The following is a 16,186-nucleotide window of genomic DNA, read 5'->3' as shown; positions in this document are numbered from 1 at the left end:
TGGAAAGAGGCACTGAACCAGTTCTCACTCTTCTTCGAGGACCGGCTCAGCATCCAATGAAACCAGGCGACTTACACAAGATCACTGACACGCCCGTGGAGAGCGGGTCAGTCTTGGGCGGGAGCCGAGTGAAGCCTGAACAAGAACAACGCGGTCGCCGTGCACATGGCGATTGTTGGACCGTGGCCAAGAGCGGTCGGTGTGTCGGCTCGCGGGTCGAACCCCAAGGCGGCGTCCGGGTGGTAGTGCCTGCACGCCGGCATGCGTCCGGCGTCTGTGGAGTAGGGGAGGGCGGCTTTCGCGGCATCCTCTTCAGGAGGTAGATCAGCCTGCCGTTACAGCTTGAAGCGCCCGGGTCGGGTTGCCGAGGAACCGCCACGCGCTTGAACTGATGGAGGAGTGCACTGCGCAGACCGGGGCGTGGATGAACCCGGGGATGAGAGCGGGAGGTGTTTTTGATGCCCGACCGCGACGTGCTCATGGTGATCGCTGAGGACGGGCGGGTGATCGAGTGGCAGCGTCTTGCGGAGGAGTTGTTCGGATGGTCCGCCGAGGAAGCCGTAGGCCAGTCCGTCGTCGCGCTGATGCGCGAGATCGGCGCTGGAGACCGAGGGCGTCGCGGCAGCCTCTCCGAAGGGGCCCCGGTGCTGGTCAGGCCGGTGCTGCACGGCACTTCCGTTGTTTGGCAGGTACGCGCTGCAGCGGACGCCGTTTCACAGCAGGACGTGGCGGTCTTGAAGGCCATGTTCACCCAGTCCCCGCTGGGAATGTACGTCCTGGACAACCAACTGCGCGTGGTCCGCATGAACACCGGCACCCGTTGGCTGCGCGACACGCCAGTGGCAGACCTGCTCGGCAAGCGGTTCACCGAGGCGTTCGAACTCGAAGACCCTGAGGAAGAGCTCGCGGTGGCTCACAGGGTCATGGAGAGCGGAGTGCCGGTACTGAACCGGCTCGTCCGGGCCGGCGAAGCGCCTGGCCTGCACAGACGCCGCATCTACTCCGTCTCCTTCGCCCGCTTGGAGGGCGGCCGTGGGGACGTGCTCGGTCTGGTGGCGTCAGCGGTTGACGTTACCGAGCGTGAGAACGCGCTGAAACGCCTGGCCCTCCTGGACACGGTCCGCGCACGGGTGGGGCGGCGGCTGGACGTGCTGGCTGTGTGCCGAGAACTGGTGGACGCAGTAGTGCCTGCCTTCACCGGCATCGCCGTCGTCGAAGTCATCGAAGACGTCGTCCGCGGCGAGGACCCTCCACAGGTCCCCGTCGACCAGGACGTTCCCCTACGCCGAACAGCCTTCCGGGGACGGATCTCGGCATACCGGGTGGGAGACGTGCGCCCGCTGCCATCCGGCACCCCCTACTCGCACGTACTTTCCGACCTCCGCCCACGGCTCGTCCCGATCGACGCTGACAGCGCGTGGCTCGCCGCCGACCCAGCCCGAGCGGACTCCATCAGGCGGTCCGATGTCCACTCTCTGATCGTGGCACCGCTGGCGTTGCGTGGTCATGCTCTGGGGGTAGTCAGCTTCTACCGCCACCAGCACGAAGATCCCTTCGAGGAGGAGGACCTCCAGCTTGCGTCCGACGTGTGCACGCACGCGGCTCTCTGCATCGACAACGCCCGTCGGTACACCCGTGAGCGGACCATCGCAGCGACTCTCCAGCGCAGGCTTTTGCCCCAGCGCCCAGCCACGCCAAGCTCTGTGGAGGTCTGCCAACTGCACTTTCCAGGGCCGGAGGGTGGCGGCGTATGGTTCGACGCGATCGCGTTGCCCGGCGCACGGACCGCGCTGGTCGTCGGCGACGTCGCTGGGCGAGGCGTCGCCGCGGCGGTCACGATGGGGCTGCTTCGGACGGCGCTCCACTCAATTGCCGCGCTGGACCTGAGGCCCGACGAGCTACTGGCCCGGTTGAGCGACACCGCGATCCGTCTCGCAGCTGAACGTGCCGCGTTGCCGCCCGGGGATCCCCTGCATCGTGAGTCGCTCACTGCCAGCTGCGCCATCGCGATCTACGACCCGGTCACTCTCACGTGCGCCCTCGCCCGTGCCGGTCTCCCGGAGCCAGTGGCCGTCTTCCCCGACGGCACTTCGTCCACCTTGGCCGTGCCTCCAGGCCCCCTGCTCGCCGGAACGGGCAACGCCCCGTTTCCCGCGACCACGGTCAGCCTCCCCGAAGGCACCACCCTGGCCATGGCCACCGCGCCACTCGCAGACGAGGTCCTGGCAGGGCCACTGCGCCCGCTCCTGGACCGCGGCAGCAAGCGGAGTCTGCCCGAGCTGCGCGACGACATCACGCATGCGCTCACACACGGCCACCGGACCGACGAGAGACTGATGCTGCTCGCGCGTACGAAAGCGCTGCCCCCAGATCAGGTGCTGGCCCTCTCCCTGCCGCCGGGTCCCGAGGCCGCCCCGATCGCCCGTGCGGCAGCCCGGTGCCAACTTGATGCCTGGGGCGTGGACGAGGAGATTGCGTTCACCAATGAGCTCATCGTCAGCGAACTCGTCGGCAACGCGGTCCGCTACGGCGCTCCGCCCCTGCAGCTACGCCTGATCCTTGACGAGATGCTGACCAGCGAGGTCAGCGACGCCTCGAACAGCGCTCCATACGTGAAACACGCCCGCACCATTGATGAGACAGGCCGAGGACTGTTCATCGTCGCCACCCTCGCGGACCAGTGGGGTACCCGCTACTGGGACAAGGGAAAGACCGTCTGGGCAGAGCAGTCAATAGGGAGGACGCCCGAGGAGTCACTGTCCTGAAAGGACCTAAGCTGCCAACCCAGTGCGGCTTTGGTATGACCGCAAGGGTTTTCGAATCGCCGACATCTGCCTTGCGCTCAACAGCCCGACGAGGTCCTCGTCGTTCAACCAGGACCGCCAAATGTTGACCGGCGGAGCAGCGAATCAGTCGGGAGTGTCATCTTTAGGACAGTCCCTGTCCTGGAGCTGCCGGTGGTAGTGGTCGTGGACACGAGCCGAGGGGTATCCGCAGCTCGGACAGCACCCTTCACGGGCCCGGCCCCGGTGCCCAGGTGTCGGCGCACGCGGGGAAGAGCTCTGACCGGAAAGGTTGGCCGCAGTCTGTGTTGTCCAGCGGTTTCAACGGCGGTGTGCGTCGGATGGCGGCGCAAGGTCAGGGATGCGTTCTGGGTTGAAATGGCCGACCGACGGCGTCCGCGCAAGGGAGGACGAGGCAGGATCTGACTCGGTGAACCGGTCCATGAGGGATTGTCGGCCCGCTCCGTGCTATCGCGTGGGAGGCCGCTGCGGGGAGCGGAGTATGAGCAGGGTGATCTCGCTGGGGGCGAAGACGCGGAACGGCGGGCCCCAGAAGCCGGTGCCGCGGCTGGTGTAGAGGAGGGTGCGGGTGCCGTGGCGGCTGAGGCCGGCGAGGACGGGCTGGTCGATGCGGACGAGGTGGTGGAAGGGCCAGATCTGGCCGCCGTGGGTGTGGCCCGAGAGTTGGAGGTCGATGCCGCCTGCTGCGGCCCGGTCGATGAACTTGGGCTGGTGGGCCAAGAGCAGGACGGGCAGGTCGGGGTCGGTGCCGTTCAGGGCTCCGGCGAGGTGGGCGCGGTGGCCGGCCAGGCCGGAGGATTCGGCGGTGACGTCGTCCACGCCGGCGACCACGAGGGTGTCGCCACCGCGTTCGAGCAGCAGATGGCGGTTGCGCAGCGGCTCCCAGCCCAGCTCGTCCATCAGGTCGACCCAGCCCTGGGCCTCGCTGTAGTACTCGTGGTTGCCGGTGACGTATACACGGGCCCGGGTGGCCCGCACGGTTCCGAGTGGGGCGGCCTGGGCACGGCGGCGTTCGGCCGTGCCGTCCGCGATGTCACCGGTGTGGCAGACCAGGTCGGCTTCCAGGGTGTTCACCGTCTCGCATACCTGTGCCGACCAGCGAGTGCGATCGAGGGGACCGTAGTGGGTGTCGGTGATGAGGACGACGCGGATGCCGTCCAACCCGGCACCCAGCCGTGGGAGTTGCACGTCGAGTTGGCGCACGCGTGGCACGCGGCGGGCTTCGGCGTACCCCCAGGCGAGTAGTACGGCGGTTATGCCGAGGACGGCCCAAGTGACAATTCGAGCCCGGTCCTGACTCTCGTCGACGCCGGTCACGGTCAGGACGAGCCGCAACGGGACGCCGAGCAGAATGGACCAGGTGAACAGAACCCAACTGGTGCCCAGCAGGGTGTCACCGACGATCGCCGCCCGGTCCTGCTGGCGCCGGCCGTGGCCGCGCACCATCGCGAGCGGCATACCGACGAGGCCGAGGACGAACAGGGCGGTGCCGGCGAGCGTGACGGGCAGCGGCCAGTGCTGGCCGCTGTGCAGGAGCACCCAGCAGGGCACGGCCCACAGCAGGACGGGGGCGATCAGGGGGATGTAGCGCATCAGGCGGTGCAGTCGGCTCTGCCGCGGCGCTTGCGCTTCACTGTCGGCGGGTCGGGTGTCGCTGGTGTCGGTCACGCTTCCCCTCACAAACCAGGCTGCCGTCCCGGGCACTGTATCCGGTCGCCCCCGGGCCGGCCGGACCGGCGTTCATGGGCGCGGCCCCTTGGGGCGAAGGGTTCTCTGCGGGATGGCAAGACTCCGCCGCAGACACCTCCCTTGGCATGAGCCGCGATCAGGGCGCTACGCCCCGGCTTGGTACTGCCGCCAGTGGAGCGCGCGCCGGCGGGACAATGGCCTAAGCCGATGATGGCGAGTGTCGGCCTCGCTGAAGCCGGTCAATGCACTCCCACAACAGGGCTTTTATGTACCTCGAGTTGGGGAGGTCGTGCTTAGTGATGACGCCACGGCTGGTGCGAATCTGTCGGTGCATCACGTCATCCGCCTGCACCTTGAACTCCAGGAGCCGTTGCACGTACTTTTTGTCCGTCTTGGTCCACTTGTAGCTGCTGGCGGCCTGCTCGAACGACTGGCACTCCAGGCTGGGCGGCACGTGGTCGATGATGGCCCGCACGGTCGCACGACGTTCCTGTGCCCTGGAGTTCCGGCCCTGTCGAAGGCCACGTCAACCGGATCGAGATCTCCGGCCGCTTCGCACCGGCCTCGGCTCCATCCGGTCCAGATCACCCGCACTGTGAAGCGCAAGCTCAAGATGCTGCAGTACTGACCCCACGTGATCGACGGCTGTCTCACCGGCACCGGCCTGGACCGCTGATCGCGTCGAACGTTTGTCGGGGGTCTCCTTCGTCCGCACGCACCCCCTGAGAGAGGATGCACGCTACTCGCACCAGCTAGGCCAAGCGGAGGCGCGCTGTGGGAGAGCTGGAACCAGTCGACCTGATTCATCTGGCAGACGCGGACGGCGACCGGTGCATCGTTCGCGTCACTGGGCGTTATCAGCCCGGCATTCTGACCGGCCACGACACCCTGCGCGCCGATGTCCTGGTGTCCACCAGCTTCCTCGACGCACGCCTCGAGCTCTACCTCTTGCAGCGGGATCTCTCCGCCTGGGAACACGAGCTCGAAGGGCTGGTGCCCGGTGGCAACGCGGGAAACGACCTGGGCGAGGGCTACTGCAGCTACGACTTCTTCGCCAAGTGCCCCCACCGGCTGGCCTGCGCACGCTGTCCGTTCTATGTCCCCAATGACTCCGCCCGCGGCCAGCTCCTGGCCGTCAAGGACGGCATCGACCAAATGCTCGAACAACTCGACCTCACAGATGACGAGCGCGAAGCCCTCGAAGGAGACCGCGAAGCGGTCACCGCCCTCGCCGAACGCCTCGCGGACACCCCCACCCCCGCCGGCCCAACCCCAAGAAACCTCGGAACGACCAGTGCCTTCGTCCCTCTGACTCAGCTCATGAGCACCGTTTCTGCGAAGGCGCCGGGTCAGCACGACAAGCGAGATACCGATCGAAAATCTCCTGGCTATCAGGAGTGAAGGTCCACTGCTGCAGAGTCCGCTGCAACTCGGACTCGGTCAGCCACCCGTGCCAGGCCACCTCACCCGGATCGGGGGCGACGATCTCCGGAAGCACGGCATCGCATACCCCAAGCCAGTGAGGGCTGAGCCCAACCCGGTTGAGGAACTTGAACCGAAGGCACACCGTCGCCGATGTTCCCAGCTCCTCACTGAGCTCGCGGGCAGCTGCCTGCTCATAGGACTCGCCGACTCCTGCAGCGCCCCCGACCCCGAGTTCGTAGTGCCCTGGGAAACGGGACAACTGCTCGGCGCGCCGATGGACGAGAAAGCGGCCTTGCCTATCACGGCACACCACCGAGGCAACTCGGTGCAGCCAGCCCTCCCGAACGGCCTCCCACCGACTGACTACCCCCAGCACACGGTCCTGAGCGTCAACGCGTTCCACGAGTTCATCCACGACGCACACGATCGCAGAACCCACTGACACCCGCCCGGAGTCCCGGACCGTCACGCAGTCAGCGGCGCTCGGACCAACCTCATCCCACCGAACGAAAGATCATGACCCTGTCTCGATTCTCAATAACTTGCCCGTTTCACGGCAACGCGTAGTGGCGAAATATTCGGGATACCGGCCCCCAGGAATGGGCGGACGTGGTCGCATTCGATGCCGCCATCCGTCGGGGCAACGCCCGCGCGAACGCCGCCGGCAATCGGCTGCTGGGGCAGGCATTTCTGCACCGCTCCCGCGTCCCCCTCGACCAGGCCCCCATCGACCACGTTACGGCCGCCGAATGGGCCGCCTGCCAGCAGGAACTCGACGACCGTGTCGCCGTCGTGGAGGAACTGGAGACAGGGGTGGTCGACGACTGTTCCCGTGGGCGTGCCGCGGCGCCGAACCCGAGCCGGTGCAGGGCGACTTCGGACTGGCCTCGTGAGGCGGATCATCGTCGACCTGTTCGCCGGCCCGGGCGGCTGGAGCAAGGCACTGGATGTCCTCGGCGTTCGCGACATCGGCCTGGAATGGGATGCGTGGGCGTGCAGGACCCGTGCCGCTGCTGAGCAGTTGACGATCCGGACCGACGTAGCGATGTACCCGACGTGGCCCTTCATCGGCCGGACGCACGGTGTGATCGCGTCTCCGCCGTGCCAGGCGTGGAGCATGGCCGGCAAACGCCTCGACCTGGTAGACCAGCCGCTGGTGCACGCGGCGGTCGAGGACCTCGCCGCCGGACGTGCAACCGCAAGCGCCTGCTTGCAGCCTGCCAGGACGAGCGCTCCCTGCTCGCTGCCGAGCCGATGCGCTATCTCCACGCCCTGAACACGGTCGGCGAGCCCGAGTGGGTCGCCATGGAGGAGGTGCCGGGCGTCCTGCCCCTGTGGAAGCAGTACGCGGCAGTCCTGCGCGGCTGGGGATTCTCCGTCTGGACGGGCATCGTCAACGCCGCCGACTACGGCGTTCCGCAGACGCGGAAGCGGGCGATCCTCCTCGCGTCCCGGACGACCTCGCCCGGAACGGGAGGATCCGCGCTGGAGGAGGTGCTGCGTTGTCTGGTCGTCATGGTGGTTCGCCTCCCGCGTGGTGACGTGCTGGGTGGATGGGCACCGGCCTGCTCGGGCGGTCTGAACCGTGATGGCGCTTGATCGTCGGCAGGCCCCTATTGGGATACGCCCTGTGGCTCGGTGACAGCAGGCACCATCCCGCAACGACAGTCGACACTCCTGTGAGTGGACACTTCGGTCATAGATCTCATGAGTCAGACCCTGGTCCGGGACGGCACTGCGCAACCATCCCATTGGCCCCGGCACACCGGCACGAACCGATCACAGCCGCATGGCTTCGAACGAACCGGCGCTCAACGTGGCTTTCACGGGCTGACACTGTGTTGACTACTCGCCCATTCGTGACCGGCATTGACGAACGGTTTGTGGCCCTGCCCGGGAGGGGGTACGGGGCTATCGGCTCCGTCGGTTTCATCGGTGGCGGGCGCTTCGGACATGCGGGGCGTAGTGTTCCCCGAGCCGGGCCAGTCGGCCTTAGATCATTCACGAAACTGCGTCAGAGCTAACGAAGCGGACAGTCTTTCGCCGGCACCGCGGGGCAGGTCGACGACCGTCGTCTCCGGCAGGGTCCTGATCACGGCTCGCAGCCTCGCGCCGGCGGTCGCGGCGTGAGTACCATCGCGGCCCAGGCCATCAGCACCACGCGGCTGGGCCTGCTTCCGCTGCGCGTCGCGCATGCCGAGAAGATGACGGCGGTGTTGTCCGGTCCAGTCCCCGGGGAGCCCATGAGGTGGTGGTCAGTCAATCTCCGCTCCCGCAACCAGCGCATCGAGCGCCGTACGCAGCGCGGCCAGTTCGTCCGGGGTGGGATCGGCCGGTTCGTGCGCCACCAGCGCAGCGGGGTTCACCACGGGGGTGGTGCCCTCAGGACCGGGTGCACCGGTGGCGCGGGCAAGGAGCGCACTTATTTCGGGCGGCGGGGTGCCGAGGCCCTCGCCGAGCCGCCGCAGCGCGGCCGCGAGCGGGGGCTGGGGGAAGGGGAAGTCCGCGGGGAGCAGCCCGGCCTGCTGGGTGTGGTCGTCGCCGTGGAAGTCCAGGACCCAGTTCTCCCAGCCCGGCAGCGGCCAGTTGTGAATGCCGGCCACGGTCTGCACTGCCCAGAGTGAAACGGTGCGGGCCTGCGGGTCGAAATGGACGCCGCCGTGCGGCATGTCGGTGAGCGCAGGAGTGGCCGGCGAGGCGACGAGCAGGTCGATCAGGCCGGGGCCGGCGGCGAGGTGCTCGATGGGCTCCCAGTCGCTGCCCCACGCGCGAACGCTTCCGTCGGGCAGGCGCAGGGAGGCGACGGAGCAGGGCTCGGTGTACTCAGTGTCCGCGAACCCGGAAGGCTCGAAGGTCTCGAACCAGCCCGGCGCACGGGTCAGGTCCCTGCCGAGGCCCAGGTGGTGGGTCAGATCGCCGATGCCGTCGTGCGCGAAGCGGACGTCCCAGCCGGGCCAGGTCCGGGCCAGTACGGCGCGGGCGGCGCTGTGGTCGTCCCAGCCGTCCGTGGGGGCGAACCAGAGCAGAATCCGGCGGTCGTGGTCGACGAGTGCGGCGCCCTCGCACCACACGTCGTCGAGCCATTCGTCGATCTCCCGGTTGGCGCGGAAGCAGCGTGTCGCCGCGGCCGGACCGGGCAGCAGATCGTCGACCACCCGGTTGGCGGCCCAGTGCGAGTAGTACCGCTGCCAGGCGCCGTTCTCGACCACCACGTACTGCCCTCGCGCTCCCATGATCAGCGAGGCTAGCGCCGCTGGGCTACGGGCGACGAACGCTTTTCAGGTGAACGCCACTCTGCTGCGGCGGTTGCCCTGCCTGCGGCTGGCCGTCCGGCCCGGGGCGCCGGATGGACGGCCCCCGAACGGGCGCCTCGGCGCCCCGAGTCGAGGTGGGAGAGGACTCAGGGGCGTGGCGCGAAGTGGACCAGGATCCGGCCCGTGTTCGCCGTGTCGATCTCCACGCGGTCGTACAGCTTCCTGATGTGCTTCTGGCCGAGGAACGCGAGGACGCGCCCCTTGAGCTGTCCAGTGCCCTTTCCGTGAATGATCTGCACTACGGGCTCCCCCGTGCGATTCGCCTGGAAGACGATCTGCCGCAGCGAGAGTTCGATGTCACGGTTGTTCCGGAAGATCGGGTGCAAATCCAATGTCAGCAAGGTGCTACCTCCCGCTGCCGCCACCTTTGACGACCCGGTCCGAGTGTGTCATGCGACACCCTGCCAGGACCCCGACCTGGACAGGTCCGAACGGACCGCACCGAGTTCGGACCAGTCAACTCCACCAGTCGGCCCATCCAGTTCTCTCCATAACTGCCGGGCCAACCACAGACACCCCAGCAACGTGGCCACGCGGGACGCCACCACCAGAAGATCCTCCTCGCCAGCTCCAGGGGCGAAGGAGACGTAGACGCCCCCCGTCCTCCTCTCCGACATCGAGGACTTCTCCGTCACCTTGGCCTTCGCTATCGGACAGGAAGTCCTCGACGTCTTCGCCCCAGGGAAACGGGGATGCCGTCCGGCAGGTTGGGCGTCGCCACCAACGACACGGACAGCCCCTATGACGGGGGGTGTGAGAGTGACTCCTCCCCGTCCTGAAGGACTCCGTTGGGAAATGCGTAAAGCGGCGGGTGTGATCTTGTCGTCAGGCGGCGAGTTGGAGTCGGGTGAGGTGTGAGGTGCGGGTTCCGCCGAGGGGTGTTTCGCTGAGCCAGGCGTCGAGTCTGATGATGTTGATGGCGGTGGCGGCGAAGATGTGTCCGAGGCGGGTCTTGGGCAGGCCCGTGTAGCGGGTCCGGCGGATGCGGGTGCGCCGGATTGCCTGGGAGATGGTGCCCTCCACTCCGGCGCGGATGTTGTAGCGCTGCTGCCACTGGTCGGTGAGCTGTTCGCGGCGCCGCTCTTCCAGTGCTGCCTGCTGGTCTTGGGGCAGCAGGGTCAGGCTTCGGCCCCACTTGCCGTTCGCCGCCTTGGTGCACATGTCCTGTGCCGGACAGGCCGCGCAGTCCTGGGCGGTGAAGTGTACCCGTGAGACAGGAGTGCCGCTGCTCTTGCGCTGGTCGGACCAGCTGGCACTGGTCTTGCCCTGGGGGCAGACGGCCTTCTTGGCTTCCCAGTCGATCGTGAACGCGCTCTGCGTGAAGTGCTCACCTTCGTAGTTCTCGTGGCACGTATCCAGCCCGACCGGCCCCAGCAGTTCGATCCCATGTGCCTCGCGCGCGGCCACGATGTGTGCGGCGGTGACGTAGCCGGCATCGACGCCGTGCTCTTCAGGCAGCAGTTCGCGTGTGGCCAGGCCCTGGTGGACGGATGCGGTGGCCTCGGTGTCGGCGACGGTGGCGTCCGTGGCGAGGACATGGGTGATCAGGTGCGGGACGTGGGGTTCGCAGGTCTCACTGAGGTGGGTCTTGTAGCCGCACCAGCCCGAGCCGCACTTGGTCGCGTAGCGGGCGTCGGGGTCATAGGGCGGGGAGAGCCTGCGTCTGCCCGGCGGGAGGTCTTTGCCCTCCCGCCGACGCACCCCCTCGCCGTCGCGGTGGTACTGCTCCACCCAGGCCCGGCGCAGGACCTGGACGGCGGGGACTTCCCGTAACCACGCGGGAGCCTGGGGTGCGTAGACGGCCTCCAGGATAGTGAAGCCGTCCCGGCCGACCTGCTCGGCCCACTCCTGGCGGACGTGGTCGCCCCTGGGGAAGCGGTAGGAGTCGATCCGGGTGCCGTAGCGTTGGGCCCAGTCGGCGTTGACCAGCGGGGACAGCCATGCCGGGGCGGCTGCGGCCAGTGCCTCCAGCGCCGCGCGCAAGGTCTCACCGACGAACTCCATCCGGTTCAGCGTCCGCACGGCTGCCAGGATATGGGTGGAGTCGGTGCGCTGTCGGCCCCCTGCACGCAGCAGCCCGAGTTCCGAGCACCTGGCCAAAACCAGGTCCAGAACATGCCCCTCCAGCCCGTGCCCGATCAGCCGGGCACGGAAGTCGCTCAGGACGGAGAAGTCGAACCCCGGATCGTCCAGCTCCAAGCCGAGGAGGAACTTCCAGTCGATGCGAGCCCGCACCTGGTCAGCGGCCTGCCGATCGGTGAGTCCCTCGGCGTACTGCAGCACCGAGACCAGCGCCAGCGCCCCCGGCGGCACGGCCGGACGCCCCCGGGCCGAGAACGCCTCAGCGAAGGATCCGTCCGAGAACAGCGGACCCAGCGCCTCACGCACCCGGACTGCCAACGTCCCCTTCGGGAAAGACGCCCGCACCACCCGAGCGGTCAGCTCCGGCACCCCACCATCGTCCCGAGACTCCAGCGACACCCAGCCACACCCCTCGCTCCGACGAACAGAACGATCATGCCGACCTCAGCAAGCCAGCGAAGCCGGCTTACGCATTTCCCAACGGAGTCTTTTAGGACGGGGAGGAGTCACGAGAGGCGATCTCTCAACAGCCAGTCCACCCGGTGTCCTTGATGCATTCCCCGAACTGCGGGGTGCGACCTGTCGGAGGGCCCTGCGCCCCACGGGGCGACGCGCGGGCGCCCCGCCGACGGACCGGCTCCAGAGTGGCCCAGGCCCGCACTGCTCGTCCGCGCGCTGGTTCTCTCCACGTGTACCGTGCGCAACTGCTCTGCGCCGTCAGGTAATTGACGTGGCGGTCGGGGGGCTGCTTCACTGGGGCAGTGGCTGAGCCACTAGACCAAGAAGTCGCTGAACCAGTGGGCCACTAGACCAGTGAGCCGCTGAACCATTGACCGAAGCCTGGGGGATCCTCCGTGGCCGTCGAAAGCATTCCGCGCCGAACCGTGGTCGACCTGCTTGAAGCACGGCTGCGTGGCGACATCCTGAGCGGCACGCACGAACCCGGATCCCTGCTGCCCCCCGAGAGGGAGCTGGCCGCCGGGTACGGGGTCACCCGTACGACCTTGAAGCACGCGCTGACCCGGTTGGAGCAGGCGGGACTGCTGAGCACCCGGCACGGCATCGGCACGCGCATCCTGGATTACCTGCGGGTCGGCGGCGCCGACCTGCTTCCGATGCTGGCCGCACAGGACCCCACGTGGCTGCGGGAGGTCTTCGAGGTGCGGCGGCAGATCGGCACCCTGATCGCCGGCCGCGCGGCCGACCGGCGCTCGGAACGACAGGCCCGGCGGCTGGAACACCTGCTGCGTCAGGTTGCGGACGGCCCGGACGCCGACGCCGTCCAGCTCGCCGACGTGGAAGTGCATCGCGAACTGGCGCGGGCCACGGGGAACCGGGTCTATCTGCTCCTCACGAACACGCTGTTCAACGCCTACCTTCCGGTGCGGGCCTCGCTGCGGGCGCCGTTCGAGGACGCGGCGCGGGCGACGGACCGGCTCGCGCCGGTGGTACGGGCCGTGGTCGACCGGGACGGCGAGGAGGCGCGGCGCGCGGCGGAGAGGTATCTGGCCGGCACCGAGAAGATCATGCTCGGTTCGCTGAGCAGTTCTCGCGGGCGGCCGACCGCCGACGGTCCCTGGTAGCCGCGCTTCCCGGCGGCGACTCCGGGCCCGCCGGCTCCCGTCGAGGCGAGGTGTGTGCGGCGAAGCGGCCCGGCCTCGGAGTGGCCCCGATCATGCACGGATGCCCGTTCATCGCACGTTTCCTCCGTTGTCATGCATAGGTCAACGCTGACGCCCTGGTGAACGCCCGGCGGGGTGGGACCAGGTGCGCGGCTGCGACCCCTCAGGTGCCCGAGGCAATCCGGGCCCATCACCCCTAGGACGGCCGCCCGTTCACCGTGGGCGCGGCGGCGACCAACAACACAAGGAGCATGGTGAGCAGATCAAGCAAGAGACGCGGCGTCCTCATCGGCGTGATGCTGTCCGCGGTCATCGGCGGCACCGTCCAGCCGGCGATCGCCGCGCCGGTGCGGGACGCGGGGGACCAGGCCACGCCGTTCCGGAAGGCTCCGGTGCGGTCGACCGAGCAGGAGATCGCGCGGGCGCTGTCCGCCTCGCTGCGCGACCCGCAGTGGCGCCAGCAGGTCCGCGCGGCCGCGCTCGGCACCGAGGACGTGGACCTCCAGGCGCTGGCGGGCAGGACCGCCGCTCCGGAGGGCAGGAACCTGCTCGCTCCCGTCGCTGCCGCGGACCGTCGCATCGCGGGCCTGAAGGGCCTGCCCGCGTCGACCGGGTCGCTGCTGCGCGTTCGGCTGGGCGCGCCGTCCATGCGGTCGCACCTGAACGCCGAAGTCACTCCCTGGATCGCCGTCGCCGCGGCCGCCGACGACGCCAAGACCCTCACGGCGTACGACAGTCAGGGCCACGCCCACGCCGTCGACACCGCGCGCGTCCCCGACCGCCCTCTGTACGTCCTGGACATCGACGTCACCAAGGCCCACCGGGCCGGCCTGAAGGTGCTGCGGAAGGCCTTCGCCGACAAGGGGCTGACCTCCCTCCCGTCGAAGGCAGCGAACAGCGCCGACGCCGCGAGTGCGGCGGGCTGGTGGGCGACCAAGGTCACGGCCGTCGAGGTGAACGACGACCAGGAGCCCTGGTTCAAGGGATCCGCCGAGATGTTCTCGCTGGTGACCGGCTTCGGCCAGGACGGCACGGCGCGCGTCGACTCGGTGGACATGCCCTACCTGGACTACGACGGCACCGTCTACTACCCGAACCAGATCCTGGTCAACTGGTCGAACTACAAGTACAACCTGGCCGACGTCGTCATGATGGAGGACGACGACGGCACCAACTACCGTGCGCTGGCGCAGGCGATCACCACGGCGCTGCTCACCGTGACGGACCAGGGCACCTACATCCCGTTGGTGAACGCGGTCCTGAGCGCGATCCCCGACAGCTGGTTCACCGACGACCCCGACTACGTGGAGTCCTGGTACACCCTCGCCCAGAATTCCTCGGGCCGGCTGAACGGCGCCTCGGGTAACGGCTGGATGACCGTCGAGCCCTACTTCGTCGAGGAGTTCTAGACCTCGCACGCAAGCGCGGACCGGCCGCCGCACGTCGGTGAACGCGCCGGTCCGCGCCGAGGACACGGCTGTCGTGCCGGAGGCCGCATGCCCCCGACACCACGGCGCAGCCGTGCCCGGCACAGACCGAGTGGTCCGGCGTGGCTGCGAGTTCGCTTGTGGTGCGGAGACCGCGTGGTCTCCATACGAGCCAGGGTCGGTTCAGTGTGAGCGATCCTCGCGGAACGGACGCCTACCTCTCTGCCGCCCTCAGACGCTGGGCCGCCGTGTCGCCGCGTCGGCCGACCGGTACGACACCTGTCGCGGCGCCGAGGCCGTATGCGGGCATGTCGACGTACACCGATTCGTAGGAGCCTGCCGGGACGATGAACGTCTCGTGCCAGATACCCACATGACCCTTTCCGGCGCGTGCTCGTCGGTTGAACGCCGTCCATGCCGGCCGGTGCTCCCTGTCCTGCTGGTGGGCGTAGGCGAGGAGCCGTTCCTTGTCGGACCAGTACTGGACGACGTAGAAGTCTCGGAGGCTGCCGTAGAGCACCTTGTAGCCGAGAAGCCCGCTGGTCTTTTCCTGCGACAGCTCACGCAGCATGCGCGGCATCGACATAAAGGCCGGCAACCAGCTGGAGAATGCTCGCAGCCGGTTGATCCGTAGCCCGATGTGGAAGACGACGACGTCGCCTTCGGCGGCGGCGGTATTGCGACCCGGAACCACTTTATCGGACATGATTCTCCTCTGGTCCTGCTTGCGATGGTTCAGGTCATGACCGGGCGAGTGATCGGGACTTCGAACGAATCGCCCAGAAGTGGATCACCAGCCCGATACCCCAGCCCAGAATCGACCACAAGGGCCAGAAGAAGTGGTGGGGTGTGAGAATCCCCCACAGCACCACCTGGGCCACATTGGCGATGATGTACCAGAAAAGGTGGACCCGCAGGCCCCACCTCATAGCCTTTTCGCTCTTGTGCACTTTCCCTCCCATGGATCATCGGATCGATGCACTTGCGGTGACCAGCGGTGCTATTGCGGGAGCGTCTGCTCCTGCACGGCTGTCTCGATGAGGGCCACGGTCGCGCCCGGCCGGGAGACGAACACCATGTGCGAAGCACCCTCGACCACCTGGGTCTTCGCGCCGGAGCGCTGGGCCATGAATTCCTGCGTGGCCGGTGGGATGATCCGGTCGGCGCCGCTGATCAGGTTGTAGTTCGGGATCGTGTGCCATGCCTGCGGACCGGTGGCGGGCTCGCCCAGGGCGGCGCCGGTGGCCGGGCGTTGCGTGATCGAGTAGAGGGCGGCTTCCTCTGCCGACACGTCGGCCGCGAAATGGGGATGAAAGACTTTCGGGTCGATATAGAGGTCCACCTGTCCGTCGGGCAGCGGCACAGGCTTGAGAGACTCGCCCACGGTGCTGCCCGGGAACTTCTCAACCAGTGCTTGCGCGCTCTCGCCCGTCTCCGGCACGAACGCCGCCAGGTAGACCAGTGCCTTCACGTTCGCGTTTCCCTCGGCGGCAGTGGAGATGACCGCACCGCCGTACGAGTGCCCGACCAGCACGATCGGTCCCTCGATGCTGTCCAGCAGCGCCTTGACGTGGATCGCGTCGAAGGCGAGCCCTCGAAGTGGATTCGGCGCGGCGACCACTGGATAGCCGTCGGCGACAAGCCGCTTGGCGACGGCGTTGAAGCCGCTGCTGTCGGCAAAGGCACCGTGTACGAGCACGATCGTCGGTTTCCCGCTCACCATGGACCAACCTCTCCTTCGGATGACGGCCGACAAGGACCGGAGCGGGTGTCGGTCTCCCGTACCGTCCGGCTGACGACCACTTCTTCGAACCCCGCTTGCG

13 protein-coding genes and 2 pseudogenes are annotated in these 16,186 nt (G+C 68.0%); 6 read left to right on the top strand and 9 right to left on the bottom strand.

All coding sequences use genetic code 11. The features are described from left to right. Nucleotides 1–458: 458 nt before the first annotated feature. On the top strand, nt 459–2,765 hold the full coding sequence (locus ACFVWD_RS45865; protein ID WP_389604162.1) for a SpoIIE family protein phosphatase: 2,307 nt from the start codon (nt 459–461) through the stop codon (nt 2,763–2,765). A 486-nt stretch (nt 2,766–3,251) separates the two neighbouring features. Here the strand turns inward: ACFVWD_RS45865 and ACFVWD_RS45860 are convergent, their stop codons facing one another. Next, the gene (locus ACFVWD_RS45860; RefSeq protein WP_389604161.1) at nt 3,252–4,472 is read right to left on the bottom strand and encodes a metallophosphoesterase; all 1,221 of its coding nucleotides are present in this window, start codon (nt 4,470–4,472) and stop codon (nt 3,252–3,254) included. A gap of 220 nt (nt 4,473–4,692) precedes the next feature. Beyond that, nucleotides 4,693–4,968: a hypothetical protein gene (locus ACFVWD_RS45855; RefSeq protein ID WP_389604160.1), complete on the bottom strand. Its 276-nt coding sequence runs from the start codon at nt 4,966–4,968 to the stop codon at nt 4,693–4,695. A gap of 299 nt (nt 4,969–5,267) precedes the next feature. Here ACFVWD_RS45855 and ACFVWD_RS45850 point away from each other — a divergent pair, with 299 nt between their 5' ends. Then, entirely contained in the window at nt 5,268–5,894 is a 627-nt protein-coding gene (locus ACFVWD_RS45850) for a DUF5959 family protein (protein WP_389604159.1), read from the top strand. Here ACFVWD_RS45850 and ACFVWD_RS45845 read toward each other — a convergent pair. Beyond that, a complete protein-coding gene (locus tag ACFVWD_RS45845; RefSeq protein ID WP_389604163.1) occupies nt 5,812–6,321 on the bottom strand; it encodes an NUDIX domain-containing protein in 510 nt (169 codons plus the stop codon). The two genes, ACFVWD_RS45850 and ACFVWD_RS45845, sit on opposite strands and share 83 nt — an antisense overlap. 140 nt (nt 6,322–6,461) lie before the next feature. On the opposite strand from ACFVWD_RS45845, the pseudogene ACFVWD_RS45840 reads away from it, so the two are divergent. Both ACFVWD_RS45840 and ACFVWD_RS45835 read left to right on the top strand, forming a co-directional pair. Beyond that, nucleotides 6,462–6,811: pseudogene (locus tag ACFVWD_RS45840) on the top strand (hypothetical protein); the annotation flags it as partial. 5 nt (nt 6,812–6,816) lie between these two features. Next, nucleotides 6,817–7,391 (top strand): annotated as a pseudogene (locus ACFVWD_RS45835) (DNA cytosine methyltransferase); the annotation flags it as partial. A 782-nt stretch (nt 7,392–8,173) separates the two neighbouring features. Here ACFVWD_RS45835 and ACFVWD_RS45830 read toward each other — a convergent pair. The 3 genes from ACFVWD_RS45830 to ACFVWD_RS45820 all read right to left on the bottom strand — a co-directional run bounded on the left by ACFVWD_RS45830 (nt 8,174) and on the right by ACFVWD_RS45820 (nt 11,683). Further along, nucleotides 8,174–9,151: a hypothetical protein gene (locus ACFVWD_RS45830; protein WP_389604157.1), complete on the bottom strand. Its 978-nt coding sequence runs from the start codon at nt 9,149–9,151 to the stop codon at nt 8,174–8,176. A gap of 167 nt (nt 9,152–9,318) precedes the next feature. Continuing rightward, complete coding sequence (locus ACFVWD_RS45825; RefSeq protein WP_389604156.1) at nt 9,319–9,573, bottom strand: Smr/MutS family protein; 255 nt, start codon at nt 9,571–9,573, stop codon at nt 9,319–9,321. Nucleotides 9,574–10,057: 484 nt separating this feature from the next. After that, a complete protein-coding gene (locus ACFVWD_RS45820) occupies nt 10,058–11,683 on the bottom strand; it encodes an IS1182 family transposase (RefSeq protein WP_389604154.1) in 1,626 nt (541 codons plus the stop codon). A gap of 485 nt (nt 11,684–12,168) precedes the next feature. Between ACFVWD_RS45820 and ACFVWD_RS45815 the strand changes: the two genes are divergently transcribed. Further along, the gene (locus ACFVWD_RS45815) at nt 12,169–12,897 is read left to right on the top strand and encodes a FadR/GntR family transcriptional regulator (RefSeq protein WP_389604153.1); all 729 of its coding nucleotides are present in this window, start codon (nt 12,169–12,171) and stop codon (nt 12,895–12,897) included. Between the two features lie 290 nt (nt 12,898–13,187). Then, a complete protein-coding gene (locus ACFVWD_RS45810) occupies nt 13,188–14,345 on the top strand; it encodes a DUF3103 family protein (protein WP_389604151.1) in 1,158 nt (385 codons plus the stop codon). Nucleotides 14,346–14,577: 232 nt separating this feature from the next. Here ACFVWD_RS45810 and ACFVWD_RS45805 read toward each other — a convergent pair whose 3' ends face one another. From ACFVWD_RS45805 to ACFVWD_RS45795, 3 genes are read right to left on the bottom strand one after another with little or no spacing between them, the layout of a single operon-like run. Next, entirely contained in the window at nt 14,578–15,069 is a 492-nt protein-coding gene (locus ACFVWD_RS45805; protein WP_389604150.1) for a DUF4188 domain-containing protein, read from the bottom strand. 34 nt (nt 15,070–15,103) lie between these two features. Beyond that, a complete protein-coding gene (locus ACFVWD_RS45800) occupies nt 15,104–15,313 on the bottom strand; it encodes a 2TM domain-containing protein (RefSeq protein WP_388532549.1) in 210 nt (69 codons plus the stop codon). A gap of 50 nt (nt 15,314–15,363) precedes the next feature. Continuing rightward, nucleotides 15,364–16,086, bottom strand: a complete 723-nt coding sequence (locus ACFVWD_RS45795) for an alpha/beta fold hydrolase (RefSeq protein ID WP_389604149.1) — start codon at nt 16,084–16,086, stop codon at nt 15,364–15,366. Nucleotides 16,087–16,186 lie beyond the last annotated feature (100 nt).

This window comes from Streptomyces sp. NPDC058086 (assembly GCF_042885015.1).
In the GTDB taxonomy this organism is placed as follows: domain Bacteria; phylum Actinomycetota; class Actinomycetes; order Streptomycetales; family Streptomycetaceae; genus Streptomyces.
This window is presented reverse-complemented; position numbering and strand designations above follow the sequence as displayed.